This is a genomic window from Pseudoalteromonas sp. SWXJZ10B (assembly GCF_015864475.1).
In the GTDB taxonomy this organism is placed as follows: Bacteria; Pseudomonadota; Gammaproteobacteria; order Enterobacterales; family Alteromonadaceae; genus Pseudoalteromonas; species Pseudoalteromonas arctica.
In genome coordinates this window covers 25,852-49,496 of the sequence record NZ_JADYXD010000025.1, presented here as the reverse complement: position 1 = coordinate 49,496, position 23,645 = coordinate 25,852, and the positions used below count along the sequence as shown (strand labels likewise).

Genomic DNA, 23,645 nt, shown 5'->3' with positions numbered 1-23,645 from the left:
TATGCGCCGTTTGCCATGCTGAGTGAATTCTCATTACAGAGCAAGCGATTAGCTTTTTACAGGCTAAAGCTTTACGTATTGCTCCTTGGCCTGTTGTAAGTGTATTTGTAGAACAACACAAAGACGTTATTGCACTTGATGAACAACTTCGTTTAGTAGACTACATTAAAAGCATTCGTGAGCAATCTCTTAAAGATATGATCCCTGAAGACTTACTTGCGTTTAGCGGTAAGCACATAGCATCACTTGATCCAAGCACATACAACTTTGACGTTGAATGGTTTGCATCTACAAAGAGTGCAAAGAGCTTCCATCAGATGCTTGGAGATTTACCAGGTGCTTTTGACGACGCACTAGCAAATATTCCGCTTGAAGGTGATATAACTCAATATGAGTATCAACAATTTGTTGCTGCTTATTCAAAAATATTCACCGACAACAACGAAAAACCAACACTTGCGCCTGCAACTCGTTTGCTTGCAATGCGTCGTCCTGATTTATTTACTCCGATTACAAATAATCGATTAGATGCTTTATGTGGTGCCCTTGGTGTTTCTAAACTTAAAAATAGTGATTTTGAGCGTTACTGGCAAGATATCGTAAAAGGTATTCAAGCTATGTCATGGTACAAAATGGCTAAACCGAGTAATGAGTTAGAAGAACAATTAGTTGCTATTAAAGCGCTAATCCCATGTTTCTTTCACTATGCTGATGCTAAAACACCAGATAACTCTAACTACATTAAACTGCTAAGCAAGCCTAAACGTACTACAACTACAACAGGTAAAACTCAGCGTAGAGGTAAAGAGTCTGCAGAAATTTTAGTAGACCGTGCCCTTGCTGCTGACGATATTCCTGAACATATTCGCAGTAAACGCGATTCAATTGTGAGTGAAGTTCAAAAAGGTCGCAGTGTAAACGAAACAATTAGCCTTATGCGTACTATATTCGGTTAAACCTTCTAATTTAGCCGTACTTTTATGGTGCGGCTAGGTTAATTTATGCACCACCAACGTGCGCAACATCTTCCCTAATGTTATACCCCTTCCCTATTCATAAAATGCAAGCTCATGTTTTTTAATATATAAAAATAATTTTTAGTAAAAATAATGAAGCTGGCACATACAGTGCAATTATCCCGTTAGTTAAACAATAAAAAGCCGTCAGCCTAAAGGTTCCGATTACATAATAAAAACCTTGGCGAGCAAAAATCATATAACGGGAAATGGACATGCTAAAACTAAAAAAAACCATCGCTATAAGTGCTATAGCATTAATGGGCGCAACATCTTTAACGTCAACAGCCGTACATGCTGAAGTAACTGCTAATGCAGCGGCAACATCAAACTACTTATGGCGTGGTCAAGAGCAAACTGGGGGCGATGCAGCTATTTCAGGCGGTATTGATTATGCCAATGAATCGGGCTTTTATGCAGGTACTTGGGCTTCAAATGCATCGTGGGCAGATGAAATGACCTATGAGCTTGACTTATATGCAGGCTTTGGTGGCGATATTAACGAAAGTGTTAGCTACGATGTTGGTTATATTTATTACGCTTACCCAGACGCAGCTTCTGAAGCAGACGCAGATTTCTCTGAAATTTACGGTAGCATCAGTGTTGAAGGCTTTACCTTTGGTGCTTCTGTATTAGCAACATCAGCTGCAAGTGGTGATGGTACAGACTTTGGTGATTCACTTTACCTGACAGCTGACTACGGTTTTGCTGTTGGCAGTAACGGCACTGAAATGGCACTTCACTTAGGCCATTACTCTGGTGATTTTATTGGCGATGATAATATCTTAGATTACGGTGTATCAATTTCGAAAGACGGTTTTACTTTTGGTTTGTCTGATACAGATATGGATGATTCAGATATTAAAGCTTACGTTGCTTATTCTGTAGACTTTAATTTATAAGAAAGAATGTGTTACTTGCTGCAACACGAAGGGCCTTTTGGCCCTTTTCTCGTTTTATAGCTGTTTAGCTTTAAATGGTACCTTATTACATTGTACTTCTACTGTTTTAGGGTACCAAGCTGGGCCGATTTGATTCACAACCACCTCAGCTAAACCATTAGTAAACGATTTATACGTATGAACGCTTTGCCACTCCCCTTGTGGGCAATGTGTTGTTAAATCTAACGGCTCTGATCCCTCGTACAACGCAAGTGCAAAATTATGATGCCACTGTGAGCTTTTTAGCGTTTTATTGCTTACTTTGCTCTGTATACCGTTATCAAAGTAAATATTTGTACACCCCGTTAAAATAATCAGTGTGCAACCGGCTGCAAATAGCTTGATGCTCATAATGTCTCCCCTAGTATTTGCTCTTGGCACCACACTTTAATGGTATGGGGCGAGTATATTCCAAGCGTAATTAAACTCAGCGCTCCATCACTAAACGTTTGTTGTGACTGCATTTGAATAACCGGTGTATTTGAACATATTTGTTTTACGTCTACGCGTTGCTCGCCTACCAATCCCCAAAAGTAAAATGAGCGACTATCTTCGTAATTAGCTTGGCTCGTTATTTTTGCTGTTGCCTGTGGCTGAATGGTTACCGCAGAACAAGCACTCAGGCTTAATGCTATCGCCCCTATAATTAATGGTTTCATACTCTTTCTTATAAACTAAATACCAGTAAGGTAACTTTATAAGAGAACATAAAATATTAGCGTAAAAAGCTGTGGGGAATATGTAGAAACGCTATGAAGTTTTATACAGTTTATTACACATAAAGGCCGCATAAATGCGGCCTTTAAATTAGTCAGTTTAAGTGGTTAGTAGATAGACCTTAAAATTTAGCTAGGTTATTTTTACTGTCCTTGTCGACTAGCTTAATGTAAGGATCAACCCCCGCAAATAGTGGCTTTTCTTTTACTTTAAGCTCAATAGTATTAGTACCTGATACTATTTGGTGCTTTTGAGAGTAAATAACAAAATCTTCAGCTAGTAGGTTTTCAGGGTCATCGCTAAACAATGCAATATCAATTAGCTCATCGAGCGGCTGTTCAGTTTCTTCACCTTGGCCATCCGCACGCTGTTTAACGGCTTCTACGCTAAGTGTTACAGTATAAAATCCTTCGCTATCAACGCTATCTGTAACTGACACATCTTTCATCTCAAGCTCATATAAGGTGATATATTTAAACTGATCGTCAATAAAACTTTGCTCTGCTTGTGTTGCGTCTTGTTTTAAATAGCTAAGTAAATCAAGTGTTGTTGGGTATGGTGTTGATTGGTACTGAAACTCATTTAAAAATGCTTTGAGTGCATCATTTAACCGTTTTTCACCTAAACGATCATAAATCGCCATCATTACCACAGATCCTTTATTGTAATGAAGATATTGTTGAGACTGCGTTTTATATAGTGGCATTTCTTCAAAGGCTTCCCCTGTACGCCCTATTAAGTACCTATCAAGCTCATATTTTAAAAACTTACGTAGCTTCTCTGCGCCAAAGCGTTTTTCAAGCACCATAAGCGCACTGTATTGTGAAAGCGTTTCTGACATAACTGCGCTCCCCTCAACATTTGCTCCCGACACTTGATGCCCCCACCACTGGTGCGCTACTTCATGTGCGGTAACATAGTAAGGGTAGTCAACTTTACTCTCATCTCTTAAGTCTGTAATAAACCCCATGCTTTCTGAGTAAGGGACTGTATTGGCAAAACTTTGTGCAAACGAGCGATACTTAGGAAATTCAATTATACGTAGCTGCTTATGCTGATACGGCCCAAATGCTTGTGTAAAGTAATCTATCGAGTCTTGTACCGACTCAATCATGCGGTCAACATTCCATGCATGATTTTTGTGGTAATACACCTCAATATTTACCCCATTATGCTCAACCTTTTTACTTTCAAGTTCAGCCGAAAGCACCGCATAAAAGTTTAAAATAGGCGCATCCATTTCATAAACAAAAGTGCGGCGCCCGTCTTTTACACTTTCACTTTGTAAATACCCTGGGGTAATAGCAAATTGCGACTCGTCGGTTGTTACCGTTGCCTTAAAGTTAATAAACCCATTAGCTGCACCAAAATCACTTTGAGTATAGTACTGACTGTCTTCTAGCTTATGGGCACGTTCAAGTTCTGGTAAATCATGCTTACGGCGTTCAAATTTATCAGCTACCTGTAAACCACGGCTATAACCAAAGCTAGGAAGGAGTTCCAAGTTATTAATAAAAGTGCCATTGGCAACTAATTGTGTATCAGAGTCTTTATCAGTAAAGGCTGTATGATCACGAGTAACCGACAGTTGCCCTTCTCTTATTTCGTTTGGCATAAGCGGCTGCTCAAACTCAAACCATGCTGAATAAAGCGCTGGTAATTTTTCAACTATCTTACCGCCTGCCATAGCTACATCCCAACTTTTAGCGTGTTGAGGTGAGCTTATTAACACTCGCGTAATTGGCTCGTTAGAGGTATTAGTAAATTTAATTTTTGCCACAGCACTTAAAGCACGCTTTTTTGGATAAATATCAACAGTTAAGTCAACATCGGTCACCATAGGTACTGCTAAGTCTTTGTATTGTGCAAACTGCTGTTCATAACTTATTTGCTTGTCTTGAAACTCATCGCTCGTAGTAAACTCATTCAAAACTCGCGTGTTGTTATAAATATTGTAGCCTGCACCAACAAACACTAGTGCACTAATAACCGCAATCGCTTGCCCTTTTAACGACATATTATAACGAAGCATAGACAGGCGTGTGCGCAGCGTTTGTGAAGGACCACGGTGCCATAACGCAAACCCAACAATCGCTAAAACAAGACTTAACGCGCCCCAATATAATGTGTACCAATGCGCAGCTTGTAAGAAATGTCCATAACCATTTATATCAGAATACGGTACGCTACTGCTTTGCGAAAAATGATACATATGATGCTCAAACCCATAAGAACCCATTACTTTTTGCGCTATGTAATACAAAATAAACAAACCCATTCCTACATATTTATTCGGGCTAATAATCTGTAAAAAGAAGGCGAGTACTGTCAGCATAATCAACGGTAAAATCGATAAATAAACAATCCTAAATAAATACTGTCCTAGCTCTAAATTAAATTGACCTTTAAATAACTGAACTGTAATTGTGAGTATCATTCCCACGAGGAACAACCAAGAAACAGCGGCGATTAAAGCCAGTATTTTTGACACCCAAAAAACACTGTTATGTACAGGAAAGCTGTCAATAATATCGCCCATGCCACTTTGTCGCTCTCGCCACACAAGCTCAGCACTATAAAAAGCGATAATAACAAACAAAAATAAACCAGAAATACCGCTAATAATATTGACCATATTCTGAGTTAAAGGCCAGTTAGTAGTGCCATAAGCACCAATAGGCGCAAACAGAGGGATCATAAGCGTTACAATGCTTACACCCGCTAAAATCATAAAAGGAGCACTAAATATAACTTGTTTAAGTTCGAATATACTGCGCATTATTAGCTGAGATTTAGTACTAATCCCCGCTGATTTATAATTTTTAGCACTATTGATAAGTGCAGCTTGTTTATTTTGTACAAAAGCAGAGACTTTAAATTGCTTCTTCTGTTTTTTAGTTACTATGCGGTTGCTTAGCTTTCCAAGGCCAAAAAACATTGCAACACTGATTGCCACCCACAATATACGGTTAACTAAAAGGTCACCTGTGAGCGTTAGCACTTCTGTGTTTTTATCATTTACAGTCCAATAACGTGTTAAATCAATTAACGAACCTGAACCAAATGGGTCGGCGTAAACAACAATATTTCTAAATGCTAAATCATCAAAGTAAACGCCGGCAATTTGATAGGCTATAAAAATCACAACAGCTGCTACATACACCGACATCATGGTTTTAAAATAGACCGCTACACTATTAAAAATAGCCGAAAGCACAAGTAAACTTGGCACTGCTAAATAAAGATAAGGCGCAGCATAGTACATTAGCTTATTAGGACCAATCAATTCGCCATCGAGCCAGCCAACTAATAAACCAAATTGCGACCCTAAAAACACACCCAATGGCACGCTTAAAAACACAATAAGTACAACTAAGTAAGAACCAAAAAAACGCCCTGCTTGATAAGGCACAGGATTAACAGGCTTACTAAATACCAGCTCATCCATTTTGCTTTCACTGTTGCGAATAGCAGAGCTGGCAACAAAGTTAACCACTAAAAACATAGCGAGTGTACAAAATGTAACGGTTAAAAGCATAATCGAGAACGGCGAGTTCATATGAACATTCGCCCCACCTAGCGGAAACTTACTACTGGAGCTTATAAAAAACGCCATAAAAAAGAAGATTAATGAGGTCACATAAAACGAAGGTTGGCGCATAAAATAGCGCAGCTCAAACGCAAGCATATTAAAAAACATAACGCCTCCTTATGCTACTTCGCTGTTACGATGATTAAGCAGTGTAGAAAAATACACATCTTCTAAATTTGCATTACTTGCTTCAAACCCTTGTGGAGCCTGCTCTGCTATTACATGTAAAATTGTTTTCCCTGCAAATAAGCGCTTAGAAATAACCGGTAATTGCGGCTCAAGTTCTTGCGCTTCTTCTTGGCTCATGGCTTTGCGCCAAATTTGTCCTTGGAGCTTATCGGTAAGCGCTATTGGGTTACCTTCCAGTAAAATCTTACCGCCAGCCAACACCGCCATATTTGGGCAAAGCTCTGCAACATCTTCAACAATATGGGTCGATAATATAACTACTTTTTGCTCGCCTAAGCTTACTAATAAGTTATGGAAACGATTACGTTCCTCTGGGTCTAGCCCCGCTGTTGGCTCATCAACGATTAGTAAATCAGGGTCGCCTAGTAAGGCTTGTGCAATACCAAAACGCTGGCGCATACCGCCCGAAAAGCCACTTACCGCTTTTGAGCGATGTTGATATAAATTAGTGTGCGCAAGTAACCCTTCAACCGACTCTTTACGCTCCGCTTTATTATGAATACCCTTTAAAACAGCCATATGATCTAGCAAATCGTAGGCACTAACACGCGGGTACACACCAAAATCTTGTGGTAAGTAACCTAAGCGTTGGCGCAGTGCCTGTGGGTCTTTAAATACATCAATGCCATCAAAAGTAATTGAACCTGAATCAGCCGACTGTAGTGTTGCAATGGTACGCATAAGCGATGATTTACCTGCGCCATTTGGCCCAAGCAATCCAAACATCCCTTTACCGATAGATAAATCAACACCTTGTAGTGCATGTACGCCGTTATCGTAGGTTTTAGATAACCCAGTTATTGATAGCATTTTTACTTCCTTGAATATGAGTAATTATTTTTATGATGTTTTATACCACAAGAAAAACAGGAACATAAGTTACTTACTGGTTAAATTTGTAACAACAAATAAACATAATTTAAACTCATAACACTTGCCTACGCTTTATTCACTCGGTATAAAAACCACATATACTTTTTATAAGAAGCGAAAAGCCATGCAAGATCACCAAAGTCAGCCATTAAACGACTTTATAGAATACCCACACGACGAAATGCTAAATCGCGCTAACGAGTTTTTAATCACTAGCCAACGTCGCCATAGCATTCGCAGCTTTAGCGATCGCCCAGTACCAAAAAATATTATTGAAGCATGTATAAAAGCAGCAGGTACAGCACCCAGTGGAGCGAATCATCAGCCTTGGCATTTTGTTGCTATAAATAGTAGCGATGTAAAAAAGCAAATAAGAGAAGCCGCCGAAAAGCTAGAACGTTCTTTTTATGAAGGGCGAGCAGGTGAAGAATGGTTAGATGCGCTAAAACCGTTAGGTACCGACGCCAATAAACCTTATTTAGAGCATGCACCTTGGCTTATAGCTGTATTTAGTCAAAAAAAGGGCGGCGTAAGCACTGATGATAAAAATACGAATTATTATGTGCATGAGTCTGTTGGCTTAGCTACCGGCTTTTTAATTCAAGCTTTGCACCGTTCAGGTTTGGCAACCCTTACTCATACTCCAAAACCAATGAGCTTTTTAACCGACATATGTGGCCGAGATAGGGATAACGAGCGCCCGTATATGTTACTTATTGCAGGCTACCCAAGTGAAGATGCCACAATACCGGCTCATGCACTGGATAAAAAATCTATCGATGAAATAGCTACGTTTATTTGAGATGATCTTTAACCGCAAACTTATCGCTTGGGTTAAACCTTGCGATAATATGCTGTTATGTATTTGTAGTTTCGTCTAAGCATAGTGGCTGTTTTCGTACGAAATCTATTTAAGTATAAATGCTGCAAAAAATTAATAGCACAAAAACAATACAATAGAGCTGAGGTTATTCTAACCTGCTTTCGCTGCGCTACTCACGCCACTAAAAATCGTTAGTCTTTACAAAATAAGTTATATAGCGTGCCAAGTAATTGCACTGCGTTATCGTCAATTATACGATAATAAATAGTTTGGCTTTCACGGCGAGTGGCAACAACATTCGCTTTTCGTAGTGCAGCTAAATGCTGAGAAAGTGCCGATTGTGCTAAAGGTACGGCTTCATTTAGTTGCGATACACTCATTTCTTTATCTTGCAAAGAGCATAAAATCATTAAGCGATTTTTATTCGCTAAAATTTTTAATAACTGCTCTGCCTGCGCCACATTCCCAGCCATTGCAATAAAGTCGATATTCATAGCATGCTCTTATTATAAAAAGTGATTGGAGTATAAATATATGCATTGTTAATGTCTAATATTAGAATTTACTAATATAGAAAAAACGAATATAGTAAATAAAACACTAAATAAAATTGAATAGCTCATTTTTTAATTGCGGGACTCATAATTGCCGTATTTGTATAGCTGCAATATTTTGATCCTAGATGAATATGGCTTACTGTTTTTATTACACTAAACTCAATTCAATCTGCTATTAGTTGTTTGTATTTGATGATCACACAATTACGCAAACGTAACCTTAAGGAATAAAAAAGCATGCTTACATCAATCCCTGATTTACTTAAAATTATCACACCTAACCAGCGCCGTATTGACGCAGCACAAGCAAAGCTCGAGCTTGAACAAAATAAAGGCTTACTTATTGATGTGCGCGAACCAGCAGAACACGCAACAAATGCAGCTGTTGGAGCAATAAATATTCCGCGCGGGTTACTCGAAATGAAGTTGATGGAAATAGAAAAAGATGCAACACGCCCAATTTACTTACACTGTGCCAGTGGTGCACGTGCAACCCTTGGTGCAGAAGCGCTAACACGTGTTGGTTATGAAAACGTTAGTGTTATTACCTGTGATGCAAGCCAAATATGTAGCGTGTTTTAAGCATCTACTTAAGTGCTTGCAGTTATGCACCTAACAAAGGTAGGTGTTTAACGCTGTGATAAGTCAGTGCTAATTTAATACACGCTTTAAGTGGGTACTCTGGTAATGGCTTTTCACTATTTAACACTATTGCTCTATTTCCTTCAAAAGTGAGATTATGAGAATATAATTCTCTAAATGTAATTACGAGCTTTGATTGGCAATGAAAAAACAAATAACATGATGTTCCTTTAAAGCCAATGCGAATGGGGCTGCCATTTATTGTGCTATAGCTTGGCTCTCCCCACTTTATTGACTCCTCCACAGCTCCCAAGTTTTGCTCTTGTGCTACGGTATAAATTAGCTCCCGTAATTTTATAAGCGTACTTTTAGTTATCTGAGGATAATTATTAAATATATTTTCAATATCCGTAGTCACAAAAACATCCTTATAAGCAAGATATTGGCTGTATTTAAAAATAAGTTACTTTTGCTGCCTTTCATCAAGTAAAACAAGTAGCATCTGCTCAATATTTTTAACACTATAAGTAAGTGCTCTCAGTAGCTCTTTCTCACTTTGTTCTGTCGCCTGCTGCGAAGTTTTACCTTGATTAGCCAATACATCTTTTTGCTCAAGTATCGCTTCTCTAAACTCACTCGCATTAACTACACCAAGCAAAGACACTAAAGCCCCATTTCCTGACTGCCCTGCCGTTTCAAAGCTTAAACGATATAACCCAAACAGTCGCATTAACGGCCCTTGGCTTAATCCAACATCAGTTATTTTTTCAAGCGGAATAGATTTTTCTTCTTTAAATAATATGCCACGTTTAACTACCAATTTTTGTGGTAATAAGTCAGCCGACATAGCTGCGAGTATTCGCCCGCCCACCAGCCATACGATAAGTAAAATGATAGGTATAAGCGGTATAGTAACAAGAGCCAACATTGCAAATAGCGAGGTAGTAACCATCCAATATTGTTTTACCTTGTAATCGAATGAAGCACTTTTTAAAATATGTTTTGTCATTGTTTTAATCCTTTATCTATATAACTACAAATACACTCTGTAAACTTCAATAATCTCTACTCAATCTTACAAACTAATAACGACTTTTATAGCAAGGGCAATAAACACAACACCCAGTATTTTATCAAGCCATGGGTTTTGCTTAGTAAAACCAAAGCGATTTTTTGAAACCTCAGTAAGTACTGCAACTAGCAAATACCAACCTGTATCAATTATAAACACGGTTAAGCACATAATAATGCCAATGCTTAAAGTGAGATTTTGCGGGTCTATAAACTGCGAAAACAACGCTAAAAAGAAAATGGCTAATTTAGGGTTTAAAAATGCAATGGCGAATCCATCTTGCAGCGCTTTAGTTGCACTTACCTCGCTTTTTTGTACTTGCAGTTCGTCATTATTGGGTTTTGCTAATAGTATTTTTAAACCTAAATAGGCTAAATATCCAGCACCCAAATATACAAGCACTTGGTATACCGTTGGAAATTGAGCCATCAATGTCCCCAAACCAAGTAACGAAGCGGCCGCATAAAGCCCAACACCCACGCCATGGCTAAGTGCAGCAAGCATACCGTTTTTCATTCCGCCACTCATTGTATGCTTTAGTACAACTGCAAGGCTTGGGCCTGGCGACATTGCACCCATCATGCATACAAGTACTAAACTAAACCATGCTGCTAATGTCATTTTTGTCCTTATAGTTCATCGTTTTCTATTAATAATATATAGGCCGTTATTTGGCCTTATTACTTTCCAACCTTCTTGATTTTAGCGGTATATGCTCTCATTTAAATCATTTACATCAATGTCGTTACTAAAAACCACGCTTTTTAAATTCTACTATTTTTTGCATTGTTTGTTATCCATTTTATAAGCGGTAGTCAAAGTCGTAATAGTGAATGTCCTGCTCAATGCGTATTTTCATACTGCCAGTTAATCCTTTTAGCTCATTTGTGCCTGAATCAGGAATAACATTTAAAATAAGACTGTCTTGTCCTTTATTCATAGTGCCAAAATGTTGCAGTACAAAACTGCCCTGCTTACCTTCAAGCTCACCTATCACTTGCTCTATTGCCACGTAACCCGCACTGCCTTGGGTTGGCGTCATTGCGCTAAGCATCTCGCCTTGGCTTGTAGCATTTAAGTCACCTTTAAATGTTTTATCAATCGACATACGTCCTAAGTTAATACCTTGCTGCCCATTGGCGTAACCTTCAATTAGCGCTAAAGCCACTGTAAATTCACCACTTATTATTTTTGTTGTCATAACAATTCCTTATTGATGATATTTAATACTATTGATTTTTAATCCGATGATGCCATATCTATACCTTAACCTTTAAAAAGAATCCACTATGTCAAAAAACACCTCTGCATCCGAAAAAGCCGCTTTTAGCAGCTTATTACCTGTTTTTGCTTTTATTAAACCGTATAAATGGATGGTAGTAGCGGCGCTTGCTGCACTATTAGTTACTGCGGGTGTTAACTTATCATTAGGGCAAGGTGTTAAATTTGTTATTGATCATGGATTTATTGCAGGCTCCAAAGAGCAATTGCAACAAGCTGTACTGGTACTCATTGGCTTAATCAGCTTATTAGCAATAGGCACCTTTAGCCGTTTTTATTTAATGTCGTGGATTGGCGAACGAGTCAGTAACGATATTCGAAAAGCCGTGTTTAATCGCATTGTTACCTTGCACCCTAGCTACTTTGAAGAAAACCGCAGTGGCGAGCTTATGTCGCGTTTAACCACCGACACCACACTACTGCAATCAATTATTGGCTCATCATTTTCTATGGCGCTGCGCAGTGTACTTATGTTGATTGGTGGACTCGCTATGCTGCTGTTTACTAATTTAAAACTTACTTTAGTGGTTGTAGCCTGTGTACCGCTGGTACTTGTTCCTATGATGATATTTGGTCGCAAGGTACGCAAACTAGCAAGCTCTAGCCAAGATGCCATTGCCGACATAAGTACCTATGCCGGAGAAATCATACAAAATATTAAAGTAGTGCAAAGTTATAGCCATGAAGAACAAGAACAACATGCCTTTGCACTTGAGACCGAGAAAGCCTTTAACGTGGCTAAAAAACGTATTAAGCAACGTTCATTTTTAATAGCCGTGGTGATTTTTTTAACCTTTAGTGCTATTAGCGCTATGTTATGGGTAGGTGGTAACGACGTACTTGCAGGCACCATGAGCGGCGGCGAGTTAGGTGCATTTGTATTTTACGCTATTATGGTGGCAATGTCGGTGGCAACCGTTGCTGAAGTATATGGCGAACTACAACGTGCAGCTGGTGCTGCGGCAAGGTTACTTGAGTTACTTGCTGTTAAAAGTGAGATAGAAAACCCGCTAGATCCACAAGACGATAGCTTACTGCAAAACATTAACAGCCCTGCTATTACACTTGAAAATATAAGCTTTAACTATCCTTCTCGTCCAGACGTGAGTGCGCTTAATAAAATAAGCCTAAATATAAATCAAGGCCAAACCGTGGCAATTGTTGGCCCTTCTGGCGCAGGTAAAACAACGTTATTTGAATTACTACAACGCTTTTACGATCCGGCTAGCGGAGCTATTAAGTTTAAAGATGTAAACATTAAAGATTTATCGCTTAATACTCTGCGTAATAAAATGGGCATGGTAGCGCAAAACCCTATTTTATTTAGCTCCGACGTAATGCATAACATCCGCTACGGCAACCCAAGTGCAACCGATGAGCAAGTATATGCCGCAGCAAAGTATGCGCATGCCGATGAATTTATCAAACAGTTACCGCAAGGTTATAACAGCTTTTTAGGTGAGCAGGGTGTGAGGTTATCGGGTGGGCAAAAGCAGCGTATTGTGCTTGCACGTGCCATATTAAAAGACCCTGAAATACTTCTTCTGGATGAAGCCACCAGCGCGCTGGATGCGCAAAGCGAACACCATGTACAAGCTGCACTTGAGCATTTAATGCAAAACAGAACAACGTTAATTATTGCCCATAGGCTGGCAACGGTAAAACATGCAGATGTAATTGTAGTAATGGAAAATGGGGAAATCATAGCAACGGGTACTCACCAAGAGTTGTTAGCAAGTAACCCGTTGTATCAAAAACTGTGTGAATTACAGTTTAATAAGGATTAGGGTCTGTTGACCTTTCAAGGTTAAATTTGCAAGGTTCAAGAACCCTAACCTTCGGTATTTGGCACTATCTGAATTTCTACGCGACGGTTTTGAGCGCGGCCATTTGCACTATCATTAGTTGCAATTGGGCGTGTTTCGCCATAGCCCATAGTGCTAACACGTGTAGCCATAATTTGTTGGTTCACTAAGTAGTCTTTCACACTTTGTGCGCGTTCACGCGATAGGTTCATGTTGAAGCTATCTTTACCCGTACTGTCAGTATGCCCTTGCACACTAAGGTAGGTTTTTTCGTACTTGTTCATTACTTTAGCAATCGCATCTAACGTATCGTTAAAGCCTGATGAAATATAAGACTGAGCAGTCGCAAACGTAATGTTTGATGGCATTACTAAACGTAAGTTATCACCTTCACGCACTACTTCAACACCTGAACCCGCTAACTCATCACGAAATGCTTCTTCTTGCTTATCCATGTAGTCGCCAACAGCAGCGCCCGCCAGTGCACCAATAGCTGCACCAATAAAAATACGTTTATCTTTATGATTACCCGTAGCCTTACCTAATACACCTCCGGCTGCGGCGCCTATAGCGGCTCCTTTACCTGTGTTATTCATTTCACAACCAGAAAGTAATACAGCTACTACGGTTACGCTTAAAAGTGATTTAGTTAAAGTCATGGTGATACCCTATTCATTAAGAATTTAGCAAGAGTATGCAAATATAGGTATGAACAAACTATGAAGAGAGTGTTAAAAGCAACGCATCTTGCTTGATTGTTAAACAGACCTCAAACTAATGTGCCATTTTAATAAAAATGTCATACTACGCTGTGACAATTTAATGAATTTTACAAAGGATATTGGCGCAATGTTAATTGCTATTTTTAGACAGTTTTTTTTACTAGGGTGTATGAGCTTTGGCGGCCCTGCTGCGCATTTAGGTTATTTTAAACGCCACTTTGTAGACTCGTTAAATTGGTTAACTAACACGCGTTACGCACAACTTATTAGTTTAAGCCAAGCACTGCCTGGGCCAGGCTCTAGCCAAGTTAGTTTCGCTATTGGTGTTGAGCGTGCTGGAGTACTGGGTGGTATAGCTGCTTTTGTAGGTTTTACTCTGCCTTCGTTTTTAATAATGGTGCTACTTGCGGTTAGTGCTCATCAGTTTGACGCTGTTTACTTTGCTATTATTGCAGGCTTAAAGTTATTTGCCGTTGTTATAGTTGCTGATGCAACACTTAGTATGGCTAAAAGCTTTTGTACAAGTGCTGCGCTTAAGTTACTTGCTGTAATGAGTACACTTGCTTTGGTGTTATTTCCAATGATGGGAACTCAAATCGCTATTTTAATAACCGCTGCAACAATAGGTGCTATATGGCCTTTATTAAAACTGGGTACAGCCACAGAAAATGTTAGCAGTACAAAAAGTAATATTAATTGGATTGCACTGGGATTATTTGCGCTCTTACTTGGTGTTAGCTTTATTCCACTAGGACATGAGTTTGCTTTGTTTGCCCCTTTTTACCAGGCAGGTGCAATGGTGTTCGGCGGCGGACACGTAGTACTGCCGGTACTTCAAGCTGGCGTACCAGCATTGAGTGATGATCAGTTTTTAAGTGCTTACGCGAGTGCACAAGCAGTGCCTGGGCCTATGTTTACTATTGCTACTTACTTAGGCGCACAACTTACTACAGAACAACCTTTAGTGGGTGCTCTTATAGCTACACTGCTTATATTTATGCCTGGTTTTTTACTTATACTCGCATTCCAAAAGAGCTGGATTAACTTGGCAAGTAAGCCACGTTTTGCAAGCTCAATAGCGGCGCTTAATGCCGCGGTAGTAGGTTTTTTAGCGGCTGCACTGTATTCGCCAATTTGGACATCAGCGGTGCATAACCTTTGGCAAGTTGCGTTAGTAATAATTACATTTGCATGGCTGCGATTTAAAAAGCCACCTATTTGGTGGCTCTTAGCTTTATTTATTGCTGTGGGTCTTTTACAGCACTATTTGCCATCACTCTAAATGTTGGCTTATCTGTTTGTTGCTCGTTAGGTGGGCTTAATTGCCCACTTACACTTTGATACGCTCTAAGCCCAAACACGGGTAATACCGCAAGTAAATGGTCCATTATTTCGGCTTGTAAATGCTCGTACGAAATCCAGCGTTTGTCTTCACTAAAGCAATAAAACTCAATAGGTAAACCATGGTTTAGTGGTTGTAGCTCTCGTACCATTAACGTAAGCGACGTATTAATTTTACTGTGCTGTTTTAAATAGCCTTCAGCATAGCGACGAAATAACCCTAAATTAGAAACCTGAGCAGGTAATGTCGTCACTCGAATATAGTCGTGCAGCGGAATAGCCGCATCAATTTGTTTTCTAAACTCATCACCCACTAAACAAATACTGTGCATATCAATATTGAGTGAACGTTTAATACGTCTACCGCCCGACTCTTGCATGCCGCGCCAGTTTTTAAATGAACCCGCTACCAGCATATAAGTTGGAATAGTTGTTATGGTGTTATCCCAGTTACGTACCTTTACAGTGTTTAAACCCAAATCAATTACTTCGCCATCGGCGCCGTAATTTTCTACTTGAATCCAATCACCATAGGTTACTAGGCGATTTGCTGCTATTTGAATACTGGCTACAAAGCCTAAAATAGTGTCTTTAAATACTAATAACGTAACGGCAGCAATAGCACCAAAGCCAGAGAGAATATAAGTAGGTGACTTCTCAAGAAAAATGCTCACAATTAAAATTGCACACACAATAAAGGTTATTAGCTTAACAACCTGAATTAAGCCCTGAATAGGGACTTCGCGTGCAAACTCTAACTGGTTATAAATAGTACCCGCAATGCTCACAATACTACTAAAAATAAAACCAGCATAAATAATAAGCAAAGCTTGTCCTATCGTTTTTAGTATTTCTCCTGCAATTTCATTAACTGGGTATACGCTATCAAACGTAGCTAAAAACAATACGCAGCACAGCATTCCGGCAATACGTTTATTTAGCTTATTAAGCATAGGAGAAAGCGCCCCAATTCGCTCAGGAGAAAGCCTCGTCACTATTTTTTGAATGCCAGGTAACATTAATCTACGAGTAAATAAGTAAACAATTAATAAAGAGAATATTCCTATTGAGACTGCGGTAATTGAGCTAAGAAAATCCGCGTCGGGTACTTTTTCAAACCAAGGAGCAATTAATTCCTGAAGATGGGTGTTGGTCATAGTGTTTCAATTTCCTTACTGATTTGTGGTTCAGGTAAATCTTGTTGAGCATAAATGTCGGCAAGCTGCTGATCTTTAGCAACCCATAGCTCATTCACATAATGTTGAAAATTAACTTTAAATACGTCATCGCTTTGATAGCTGCCCTGCATATTGTCATTAATGGGCGTTACGTCTATTGAAACATAAATAGAATCTAGCTCACCTTTTAGCAAGTTACGACAAACGTGATCTGTCTTACCGCTGTATACTAAACTTGTATTAAGCATGGCATCAAATTGATCGGCTAATACTTCAAGCGCAAAAGCAATGCCACCCGCTTTGGGCTTTAATAAATGCTTAAAAGGACTTTGTTGCAGATTATGTTTGGCTGGCGTATAGCGTGTACCTTCAACAAAATTAATGATGGTAGTAGGATGATGACGAAAATTACGACAGCTACGCTTCGTGCGCTCTACATCCAACCCTTTCAACTTTGGATTTTTAGCAAGCTGCGCTTTGCTTACCCGTTTCATAAACGGCATACCCATAGCCCACGCACCAGTGCCAATAAAAGGCATGTACTTTAACCCGTCTTTTAAAAAGAACTTAGGGGCAGGCAATGCATGTAATGAGCTAAGTACAGTTATATCTAACCAACTCGCGTGGTTACAAATAAGTAAATACCAACTTTTTGAGTTTAAGTCGCCACTTATATCAACCACAATGTTAGGGCAACCTAACCAAAGCCCTAAACGGTTGCCGTTACACCAACCTCGGTAAGCGCTGTGTAATATAGAGTTAACCACAGGCAAAGGCAGTAATAACTTAATAAGGCCCAGTACAAATACTAGCGAGCCAAAAAGTATCATGTTAGAAAACAATACGCAGCCTACAATTAAGCCGTTAAGCCAATTTGGTAACCACTTTTTTAGCATAACTGTAAGCTCATATTTTTACCTTTTACTTATGGGTTTTTTCGAGCGATTGTAGTGTTTGCTCTTTGTTTTCCCATAAGCGGTTTAACTCGCTTTGAAAGCGAACTCTAAATTCAGAATCACCGGTGTAGTCACCAATAAGCTCTTCGCTTACCGGCCTTACTTCCACGTGTACGTTGATATTTTTTACCTTACCACCAGCAAAATCCATAAAAGTAGGAATACCATCTGGGTACTGAATGGTAACGTTAACCACTTTAGTAATTTGCTCGCCCATTGCTTGCATTACAAAAGCAATACCGCCCGCTTTTGGTTTTAATAAATGTGGGAACGGGCTATTTTGGCGCTCATGCTTTTGCGTAGTAAAACGAGTGCCTTCTACAAAGTTAACCACACTTACTGGCATCTCTTTAAATTTTTCGCAGGCTTTACGTGTGGTTTCTAAATCTTTGCCACGCAGCTTTGGATTCTTTTTTAATTGGCTTTTACTCGTGCGAGTCATAAACGGAAAATCAAGCGCCCACCAACATAAACCTAAAATAGGCACGTAAATAAGCTCTTTTTTCAAAAAGAAGTTTAAAAATGGAATTTTACGATTAAACACGCGCTGTAATACTAAAATATCGACCCAGCTTTGGTGATTTGCAATTACTAGGTACCAATCTTTTAATTTAAGGTCTTCAAGGCCAGTTACATTAAGTTTAGTTGGCGTGAATAACGCTTGATTTAAGCTATTAAAGGTAACCCAAATAGTTGCAAATTGCTTAGCTGCCCAGCTCATAAGCTTTTGTAGAGGCTTAATAGGGATAAGCTTTATAAGCCCACAAACAAAAATAGGCACAAACCAAAAAAGTGTGTTTATTGTGTAAAAAATAATACTAAATACACTGCGAATAACTGACATTACTTCCATTCCTTTAAACATTGCGCAGCCACTAATACTGCGCTTTCAGTTGCTTACAAATTAATCTTCAAAATAGGTATAGCCTTCAAGGCCTGCATTAAGCTCAGCTAAATAACCTTCTTTACACTGCGTCGATACATCAAGTTTATTAACTTGGTACGCAAAGTTGTCAGCTAAAATGGCGCTATCATAGTCAACAAACTTTAATACATCCTTAACGCTATCACCTTTTATAGCATTGGTTAACACGTAGCCGTCGTCGTTAAGCTCTACGTGCACCGAATCAGTGTCACCAAATAGGTTATGTAAATCACCTAAAATCTCTTGATACGCGCCTACCATAAACATAGCAATGTGGTATTGCTCGCCATGCTTATATTCTGGTATTGGTAGGCTGGTTTCGATACCAGCGCCTTCAACGTATTCGCGAATTTGCCCGTCAGAATCGCAGGTAATATCTTGAATAATCGCGCGCTGAGTCAGTGGCTGAGTTAAGTTTTCGATTGGCATAACAGGAAACAACTGCTGAATCCCCCATACATCAGGCAACGACTGAAATAATGAAAAGTTAACAAAGAGTTTATCAGCAAGCTTTTCATTTAAATCGTCGAGTACTTCACGATGCGCGCGCGCGTTATTACTAAGCGATGCACGTACACGATGTAAAATAGTAAAGTAAAGCTGCTCTATTTTCGCCCACTCTAGCATGCTTACTAAGCCATGCACGTACTGATCGTGCGCTTCGCTAAATAAGTGCATAGCGTCGTGATAAATTTCTAATGCCATACGCGGGTTTAAACGCTGTAAACACTGCCACATTTCATCAAGCACTAATGCGCTATTTTCAAGCGGTGGCTCTGGATTTAAATGATTAGGCGCTTTTTCTACGTCAATTACATCGGTAATTAATACCGCATGGTGAGCAGTTAAAGCACGCCCCGATTCGGTGATAATGGCAGGATGCGTAAGGTTATGCTGATCGCACACTTCTGCAAATGCATTCACTACGTTACGCGCGTACTCTTCTACGGTGTAATTCATTGAACATGCACTACGCGAGCCAGAGCCCTCGTAATCAACACCTAAGCCGCCGCCCACATCAACGGTATTTAACGGTACGTTTAATTGTGTAAGCTCAGCAAAGTGACGCGCACATTCACGCAAAGCACGGTGAATATCACGAATATTGGCAATTTGAGAACCAATATGAAAATGCACCATTTGCATTAAGTGCAGCTTATTATGCTTTTTAAGCACTTCAACAGCACTTAGTACTTGGCCTGCTGTTAAACCAAACTTGCCTTTTTCGCCGCCCGTGTTTTGCCACTTGCCTTTGCCTACTGAGTTTAGGCGAATGCGAATACCAATAGCCGGTTCAATGCCTAGGTTGTCTATTTCTTCAAGTAGTGTGGTCAGTTCTGAAAGCTTTTCTACCACAATTTTTACGCTGTGGCCCATTGCTTGACCAATACACGCTAAGCGTAAAAACTCACTGTCTTTATAGCCGTTACACACTATTGTGATTGGCTCTTTTGCTACACCCAAAATAGCCATAAGTTCTGGCTTTGAGCCTGCTTCTAGGCCAACAAGCCCGCTTGGATGCGCTAATAGTTTACTTACTACAGAACGTTGTTGATTTACTTTAATTGGGTAAACACAGGTGTATTTTCCGTTATATTCGCGATTTGCTCGCGCCTGCGTAAACGCGTTAGTAAGGGTGTCTACACGATTTTTTAAAATATCGGTAAAGCGTACTAAAACCGGCAACGTTAAACCTTGTTGCTTAAACTGCTCTGTTAATTGCGTTAAAGAAATGGCCGGTTTTGTTTGGTCGCCATCTGGGTAAGCCACCAGTTCGCCTTGTGCGTTAATATCAAAATAACCATCACTCCAATGAGCAACGTTATAAGTGGCGCGTGCTGTTTCTAAACCCCAGGTCATGGCAACTCTTCTTTAGTCAATTAGGTATAAAGGCGCATTTTAATACGTCACTATCCACTAGGCTAACAAAAATTGAACTTTCACTCACTCCTAACTAACTTTATTCGTTAAATCAGTTAAAATGTCATTGAGCAAAACGCCAAGCACTGGCAGAATTGCCCCTTTTTCATACTCAACTTAAAAAGTGTAATAGTAACTATGGCAAATTTAGATCAAAGTAAGTGGTTTACTGAAATTAGCGACCGTGATGGCAGCGCATTTTCATTACGTATTAATAAAAAGTTAGATGAAAAGCAGTCTCCTTTTCAAAAGGTAGAAATGTTTGAAACCACAGACTTTGGTAATTTAATGATCATCGACGGGTGTACCATGGTAACAACCCGCGAAAACTTCTTTTATCATGAGATGATCAGCCACCCTGCACTTTTAGCGCATCCAAACCCTAAAAACGTCGTTATTATTGGCGGCGGCGACTGCGGTACTTTACGCGAGGTATTAAAACACCCAGGCGTAGAAACTGTAACGCAAATAGATATAGACGAAGTAGTAACGCAAATGTCGTTAAAATACTTCCCAGAGCTTTGCGAGTCTAACGACGATCTACGTGCAACCGTTATGTTTGACGACGGTATTAAATACATGCGCGAAGCCGCTGGCGAATCTATCGACGTGGTTATTGTTGATGGCACAGACCCAGTAGGCCCAGGTGAAGGTTTATTTAATCATGCGTTTTACACAAGCTGTTTAGATGCACTGCGCCCAGGCGGTATTTTAGTGCAACAAAGTGAATCGCCACTTATGCATATGCCTTTACTAGTTGAAATGCGCGAAGCAATGCTAAGCGTAGGCTTTAACGATTTACAAACACTGCCATTCCCACAACCAATTTACCCAAGCGGTTTATGGTCGGTGACACTTGCACGTAAATCAGAGGCATTTAACGGTTTCAGAGAAGACGGCGCAGCACAAATAGCTGAGCAAAGTGAATACTACAATAGCGGTATTCATCATGGTGCACTCGCTACACCTAACTACATGAAACGCGCATTCGATAAAAAATAATACCAATCAGCTTATATATGGGGTCTATTTAACGTTAAGAAAATTACGCTAGAACTAGGCAAAAATTTTTGTATCTAGTTGTTCTAAATAAAAAATTTTTAACGACGTTATAGTGCAATTTAATTCGTTAAATTGATCAAATATTTATGCAGGTTGGTATAATCTATACCAATTTTATTAAACTAAAAAGGGAGCATGTAAATGCTCCCTTTTTTATACTTTTAAAAACGCCACTGCGCATTTAGCATTACTTGCTGCTGCGAGATTCGTTCATTAAATCCAATCGGCTCTCTATTTTTTGCAACACTTTTAAGTGCAGAACCTTCAACCCCGATTTGTAGTTTATTAGTGAGCTGGTAGCGCCATGTTGCGGTTAAACCTTCCCCATTGCTGGCATTAGGATCAAACGCAGTGGTGTCGTTATCTGTCACTTTAAAATAATCATAACGTACTGAAACTCGATGCTTACCTTCTTTATGGCTTAGCATTAAATAATGACTGTAAAACGCATTATCTATTAAAGAATTAGCGCCCATTTCGGTTTTGCCATTAAGTGCCTGAGCAATAAAACGTGTTTTGCTATTAAATTTATAAAGCCAAGCGGCACTCGTAAAGCGAGTATTCCAAGCATATTGCCCAGAACTATAATTAACCGCCGCTGGATCGCCGTTGTTATCATAGTAGTAAATTCTAAATTGTGATTTTTTCAAATAATCCCAATGTATACCCGCGTAATAGCCAAAGCGCCCGTCTACCTCTTCAAACGGTAAAACCTGATTAGCTTGCCAGCGTAATTCGTATTCGTTTAATGCCGCTACAGGCGCAAATTGCACGCTTTCGTTAAGCGTTGTTTGTCTATCGTGTAAAGCAAAACCACGCCAAGCAAGTAAAGTCCCTGCGGGGTCGTTGCCTTTAAATGTCGCACCTACAAAGCTAAAGCTATGCCTGCTGTTAAAACGTTTTGCTGGGCGCTTAATAGTAACTTCTGCACCAACGGTACGCACTTCCTCACCTATCCAGCTATTAATAGCTGAGTTTGTATAGTTATAAGGAGAAGTCCAACCTATGTCAGGGTTTTCAAGCGACATAAGTGGATAAAATCCCCCTACGCGCACATGCCATTTATAGTTACTGTTCGAAAGTGGCTGATACTTTACATAGGCTTGCGTAAAGCCAAGGCCAACGTCAGGATCTTGATTCGCATTTAACACTCCATGAGCCGACCAACTAGATGCTAAATCAATATTAAAGTCTAAAATACCTTGGGATAAAATAAGTTCATCGCTTTTAGTATCATGCCGATAAAGCCCAATACCGCCTTCTTGAAAGCTAAGCGTATCGTCGCCTTGCACTGTTCTGACCTGTATTAAGCCTTTTACTTGTGCATACAACACATTACTAAAACATAAAGCACCGGCTACAAACGCCAGCTTCATTAAGCTATTAATAGTCATCAAATTCATCCGTAGCAAAATCAATTTGCTCCGCAATTTCCTGCTTTACTTTATAAGTTATAGGATTAGAAGCCACAGTAACAATTTGAGATTCAACCTTACTAATATCACTAAACCCAGAATGCCAAACACTTAATGTATATTCGCCTGCGTTGGCATTTAAATCAACATTCCCGTTTTCATCAGTAATAGCAAAAATAGTACTGTCTACCACTACAATATAACCTAACATCCAATCATGAATATTACAGCCAAGCTCAACAACACCCGTTTGATCAAAAGTAATGGGCGCTTTTGGATGCTCCTTATATAGCTTTAATTCAAATGTTTTAGCTTTAGAAAATGAATAAACATGATGCATGATTGAGTCCGCATTCGGAAACTCTACCTTTGCATTTTGTGGGACAACTAAAATACGCGGCTTAAATTCTCGATTTTGCTGGGTCATCGCATAAGGTGCTTCTGGAGGAATAACGCTAGAGGGGCCTCCTGCAGTTAGCCATACAACAGCATTAGGTAATGGGTCATTATTAGCATTTTTAATTGTAATATTTGCTGCAAAAACTCCAGTACTAACACTTAGTAAAAATACATAAAGTAAGCTTTTTATCATTTTCTTGTCGCTATTATCAATTTGTTTACATTATAGACCGATTAAGCCACCAAATTCTTTCTATTTTTTAAAACATTGAATACGTA

Annotated in this window: 22 protein-coding genes and 1 pseudogene; 7 read left to right on the top strand and 16 right to left on the bottom strand. The window is 39.4% G+C overall.

The window, feature by feature from the left end:
* Window positions 1-44: 44 nt before the first annotated feature.
* Both I6F54_RS17385 and I6F54_RS17380 read left to right on the top strand, forming a co-directional pair.
* Window positions 45-956, top strand: a pseudogene (locus tag I6F54_RS17385) (hypothetical protein); the annotation flags it as partial.
* 275 nt (window positions 957-1,231) lie between these two features.
* Complete coding sequence (locus I6F54_RS17380; RefSeq protein WP_024591363.1) at window positions 1,232-1,918, top strand: TorF family putative porin; 687 nt, start codon at window positions 1,232-1,234, stop codon at window positions 1,916-1,918.
* Between the two features lie 54 nt (window positions 1,919-1,972).
* Here the strand turns inward: I6F54_RS17380 and I6F54_RS17375 are convergent, their stop codons facing one another.
* From I6F54_RS17375 to I6F54_RS17360, 4 genes are all read right to left on the bottom strand, one after another.
* Window positions 1,973-2,308: a Bor/Iss family lipoprotein gene (locus tag I6F54_RS17375; RefSeq protein WP_024591364.1), complete on the bottom strand. Its 336-nt coding sequence runs from the start codon at window positions 2,306-2,308 to the stop codon at window positions 1,973-1,975.
* Window positions 2,305-2,616: a Bor family protein gene (locus I6F54_RS17370; RefSeq protein WP_197142463.1), complete on the bottom strand. Its 312-nt coding sequence runs from the start codon at window positions 2,614-2,616 to the stop codon at window positions 2,305-2,307. Before I6F54_RS17370 ends, I6F54_RS17375 begins: the two co-directional genes overlap by 4 nt.
* 179 nt (window positions 2,617-2,795) lie before the next feature.
* Entirely contained in the window at window positions 2,796-6,374 is a 3,579-nt protein-coding gene (locus I6F54_RS17365; protein WP_197142461.1) for an ABC transporter permease/M1 family aminopeptidase, read from the bottom strand.
* A 9-nt stretch (window positions 6,375-6,383) separates the two neighbouring features.
* A complete protein-coding gene (locus I6F54_RS17360) occupies window positions 6,384-7,265 on the bottom strand; it encodes an ABC transporter ATP-binding protein (RefSeq protein ID WP_165729091.1) in 882 nt (293 codons plus the stop codon).
* A 187-nt stretch (window positions 7,266-7,452) separates the two neighbouring features.
* On the opposite strand from I6F54_RS17360, the gene I6F54_RS17355 reads away from it, so the two are divergent.
* Window positions 7,453-8,130, top strand: coding sequence for a nitroreductase family protein (locus tag I6F54_RS17355; protein WP_165729090.1), 678 nt, complete (start codon window positions 7,453-7,455; stop codon window positions 8,128-8,130).
* A gap of 212 nt (window positions 8,131-8,342) precedes the next feature.
* Here the strand turns inward: I6F54_RS17355 and I6F54_RS17350 are convergent, their stop codons facing one another.
* Window positions 8,343-8,645: an ArsR/SmtB family transcription factor gene (locus I6F54_RS17350; protein ID WP_165729089.1), complete on the bottom strand. Its 303-nt coding sequence runs from the start codon at window positions 8,643-8,645 to the stop codon at window positions 8,343-8,345.
* Between the two features lie 300 nt (window positions 8,646-8,945).
* Here I6F54_RS17350 and I6F54_RS17345 point away from each other — a divergent pair, with 300 nt between their 5' ends.
* Window positions 8,946-9,290: a rhodanese-like domain-containing protein gene (locus I6F54_RS17345; RefSeq protein ID WP_165729088.1), complete on the top strand. Its 345-nt coding sequence runs from the start codon at window positions 8,946-8,948 to the stop codon at window positions 9,288-9,290.
* 22 nt (window positions 9,291-9,312) lie between these two features.
* Here I6F54_RS17345 and I6F54_RS17340 read toward each other — a convergent pair whose 3' ends face one another.
* The 4 genes from I6F54_RS17340 to I6F54_RS17325 form a co-directional block, all read right to left on the bottom strand.
* On the bottom strand, window positions 9,313-9,708 hold the full coding sequence (locus I6F54_RS17340) for a DUF1801 domain-containing protein (protein ID WP_197142460.1): 396 nt from the start codon (window positions 9,706-9,708) through the stop codon (window positions 9,313-9,315).
* A gap of 45 nt (window positions 9,709-9,753) precedes the next feature.
* Window positions 9,754-10,299 carry a PH domain-containing protein gene (locus I6F54_RS17335; RefSeq protein ID WP_165729086.1) on the bottom strand — a complete coding sequence of 182 codons (546 nt, stop codon included), beginning with the start codon at window positions 10,297-10,299 and terminating at the stop codon, window positions 9,754-9,756.
* A 66-nt stretch (window positions 10,300-10,365) separates the two neighbouring features.
* The gene (locus I6F54_RS17330; protein ID WP_165729085.1) at window positions 10,366-10,983 is read right to left on the bottom strand and encodes a LysE family translocator; all 618 of its coding nucleotides are present in this window, start codon (window positions 10,981-10,983) and stop codon (window positions 10,366-10,368) included.
* 181 nt (window positions 10,984-11,164) lie between these two features.
* Window positions 11,165-11,563: a DUF3224 domain-containing protein gene (locus tag I6F54_RS17325; RefSeq protein WP_197142458.1), complete on the bottom strand. Its 399-nt coding sequence runs from the start codon at window positions 11,561-11,563 to the stop codon at window positions 11,165-11,167.
* 88 nt (window positions 11,564-11,651) lie between these two features.
* Between I6F54_RS17325 and I6F54_RS17320 the strand changes: the two genes are divergently transcribed.
* Window positions 11,652-13,430, top strand: coding sequence for an ABC transporter transmembrane domain-containing protein (locus I6F54_RS17320; protein ID WP_197119892.1), 1,779 nt, complete (start codon window positions 11,652-11,654; stop codon window positions 13,428-13,430).
* A 44-nt stretch (window positions 13,431-13,474) separates the two neighbouring features.
* On the opposite strand, the gene I6F54_RS17315 is transcribed toward I6F54_RS17320, so the two are convergent.
* The gene (locus tag I6F54_RS17315) at window positions 13,475-14,107 is read right to left on the bottom strand and encodes an OmpA family protein (protein WP_007584604.1); all 633 of its coding nucleotides are present in this window, start codon (window positions 14,105-14,107) and stop codon (window positions 13,475-13,477) included.
* A 190-nt stretch (window positions 14,108-14,297) separates the two neighbouring features.
* On the opposite strand from I6F54_RS17315, the gene chrA reads away from it, so the two are divergent.
* On the top strand, window positions 14,298-15,452 hold the full coding sequence (gene chrA, locus I6F54_RS17310) for a chromate efflux transporter (protein WP_010554934.1): 1,155 nt from the start codon (window positions 14,298-14,300) through the stop codon (window positions 15,450-15,452).
* Here chrA and I6F54_RS17305 read toward each other — a convergent pair.
* The 4 genes from I6F54_RS17305 to speA are packed head-to-tail and all read right to left on the bottom strand — an operon-like array spanning window position 15,409 to window position 20,430.
* Window positions 15,409-16,668: a mechanosensitive ion channel family protein gene (locus I6F54_RS17305; protein ID WP_024594278.1), complete on the bottom strand. Its 1,260-nt coding sequence runs from the start codon at window positions 16,666-16,668 to the stop codon at window positions 15,409-15,411. The two genes, chrA and I6F54_RS17305, sit on opposite strands and share 44 nt — an antisense overlap.
* The gene (locus I6F54_RS17300; RefSeq protein ID WP_024591377.1) at window positions 16,665-17,585 is read right to left on the bottom strand and encodes an acetyltransferase; all 921 of its coding nucleotides are present in this window, start codon (window positions 17,583-17,585) and stop codon (window positions 16,665-16,667) included. Before I6F54_RS17300 ends, I6F54_RS17305 begins: the two co-directional genes overlap by 4 nt.
* A gap of 25 nt (window positions 17,586-17,610) precedes the next feature.
* Window positions 17,611-18,489, bottom strand: a complete 879-nt coding sequence (locus I6F54_RS17295; RefSeq protein ID WP_024594279.1) for an acyltransferase — start codon at window positions 18,487-18,489, stop codon at window positions 17,611-17,613.
* Between the two features lie 60 nt (window positions 18,490-18,549).
* Entirely contained in the window at window positions 18,550-20,430 is a 1,881-nt protein-coding gene (gene speA / locus I6F54_RS17290; protein ID WP_007584591.1) for a biosynthetic arginine decarboxylase, read from the bottom strand.
* A 198-nt stretch (window positions 20,431-20,628) separates the two neighbouring features.
* Here speA and speE point away from each other — a divergent pair, with 198 nt between their 5' ends.
* Window positions 20,629-21,492, top strand: a complete 864-nt coding sequence (speE, locus tag I6F54_RS17285) for a polyamine aminopropyltransferase (protein WP_197142456.1) — start codon at window positions 20,629-20,631, stop codon at window positions 21,490-21,492.
* 221 nt (window positions 21,493-21,713) lie between these two features.
* On the opposite strand, the gene I6F54_RS17280 is transcribed toward speE, so the two are convergent.
* Window positions 21,714-22,946 (bottom strand): hypothetical protein, encoded by a 1,233-nt coding sequence (locus I6F54_RS17280; RefSeq protein WP_197142454.1) that lies wholly within the window; start codon window positions 22,944-22,946, stop codon window positions 21,714-21,716.
* Window positions 22,936-23,559 (bottom strand): methylamine utilization protein, encoded by a 624-nt coding sequence (locus tag I6F54_RS17275; protein WP_197142452.1) that lies wholly within the window; start codon window positions 23,557-23,559, stop codon window positions 22,936-22,938. The genes I6F54_RS17280 and I6F54_RS17275 overlap by 11 nt, the downstream gene beginning before the upstream one ends.
* Window positions 23,560-23,645: the final 86 nt, after the last annotated feature.

What these genes read in the sequence shown, in the direction of transcription:
- I6F54_RS17305 (WP_024594278.1), bottom strand. Translation starts at nt 16,668, where the DNA reads ATGACCAACACCCATCTTCAGGAATTAATTGCTCCTTGGTTTGAAAAA.
- I6F54_RS17295 (WP_024594279.1), bottom strand. Translation starts at nt 18,489, where the DNA reads ATGTCAGTTATTCGCAGTGTATTTAGTATTATTTTTTACACAATAAAC.
- speA (WP_007584591.1), bottom strand. Translation starts at nt 20,430, where the DNA reads ATGACCTGGGGTTTAGAAACAGCACGCGCCACTTATAACGTTGCTCAT.
- I6F54_RS17325 (WP_197142458.1), bottom strand. Translation starts at nt 11,563, where the DNA reads ATGACAACAAAAATAATAAGTGGTGAATTTACAGTGGCTTTAGCGCTA.
- I6F54_RS17375 (WP_024591364.1), bottom strand. Translation starts at nt 2,308, where the DNA reads ATGAGCATCAAGCTATTTGCAGCCGGTTGCACACTGATTATTTTAACG.
- I6F54_RS17365 (WP_197142461.1), bottom strand. Translation starts at nt 6,374, where the DNA reads ATGTTTTTTAATATGCTTGCGTTTGAGCTGCGCTATTTTATGCGCCAA.
- I6F54_RS17300 (WP_024591377.1), bottom strand. Translation starts at nt 17,585, where the DNA reads ATGCTAAAAAAGTGGTTACCAAATTGGCTTAACGGCTTAATTGTAGGC.
- chrA (WP_010554934.1), top strand. Translation starts at nt 14,298, where the DNA reads ATGTTAATTGCTATTTTTAGACAGTTTTTTTTACTAGGGTGTATGAGC.
- I6F54_RS17380 (WP_024591363.1), top strand. Translation starts at nt 1,232, where the DNA reads ATGCTAAAACTAAAAAAAACCATCGCTATAAGTGCTATAGCATTAATG.
- I6F54_RS17355 (WP_165729090.1), top strand. Translation starts at nt 7,453, where the DNA reads ATGCAAGATCACCAAAGTCAGCCATTAAACGACTTTATAGAATACCCA.
- I6F54_RS17315 (WP_007584604.1), bottom strand. Translation starts at nt 14,107, where the DNA reads ATGACTTTAACTAAATCACTTTTAAGCGTAACCGTAGTAGCTGTATTA.
- I6F54_RS17360 (WP_165729091.1), bottom strand. Translation starts at nt 7,265, where the DNA reads ATGCTATCAATAACTGGGTTATCTAAAACCTACGATAACGGCGTACAT.
- I6F54_RS17370 (WP_197142463.1), bottom strand. Translation starts at nt 2,616, where the DNA reads ATGAAACCATTAATTATAGGGGCGATAGCATTAAGCCTGAGTGCTTGT.
- I6F54_RS17275 (WP_197142452.1), bottom strand. Translation starts at nt 23,559, where the DNA reads ATGATAAAAAGCTTACTTTATGTATTTTTACTAAGTGTTAGTACTGGA.
- speE (WP_197142456.1), top strand. Translation starts at nt 20,629, where the DNA reads ATGGCAAATTTAGATCAAAGTAAGTGGTTTACTGAAATTAGCGACCGT.
- I6F54_RS17320 (WP_197119892.1), top strand. Translation starts at nt 11,652, where the DNA reads ATGTCAAAAAACACCTCTGCATCCGAAAAAGCCGCTTTTAGCAGCTTA.
- I6F54_RS17280 (WP_197142454.1), bottom strand. Translation starts at nt 22,946, where the DNA reads ATGACTATTAATAGCTTAATGAAGCTGGCGTTTGTAGCCGGTGCTTTA.
- I6F54_RS17350 (WP_165729089.1), bottom strand. Translation starts at nt 8,645, where the DNA reads ATGAATATCGACTTTATTGCAATGGCTGGGAATGTGGCGCAGGCAGAG.
- I6F54_RS17335 (WP_165729086.1), bottom strand. Translation starts at nt 10,299, where the DNA reads ATGACAAAACATATTTTAAAAAGTGCTTCATTCGATTACAAGGTAAAA.
- I6F54_RS17345 (WP_165729088.1), top strand. Translation starts at nt 8,946, where the DNA reads ATGCTTACATCAATCCCTGATTTACTTAAAATTATCACACCTAACCAG.
- I6F54_RS17330 (WP_165729085.1), bottom strand. Translation starts at nt 10,983, where the DNA reads ATGACATTAGCAGCATGGTTTAGTTTAGTACTTGTATGCATGATGGGT.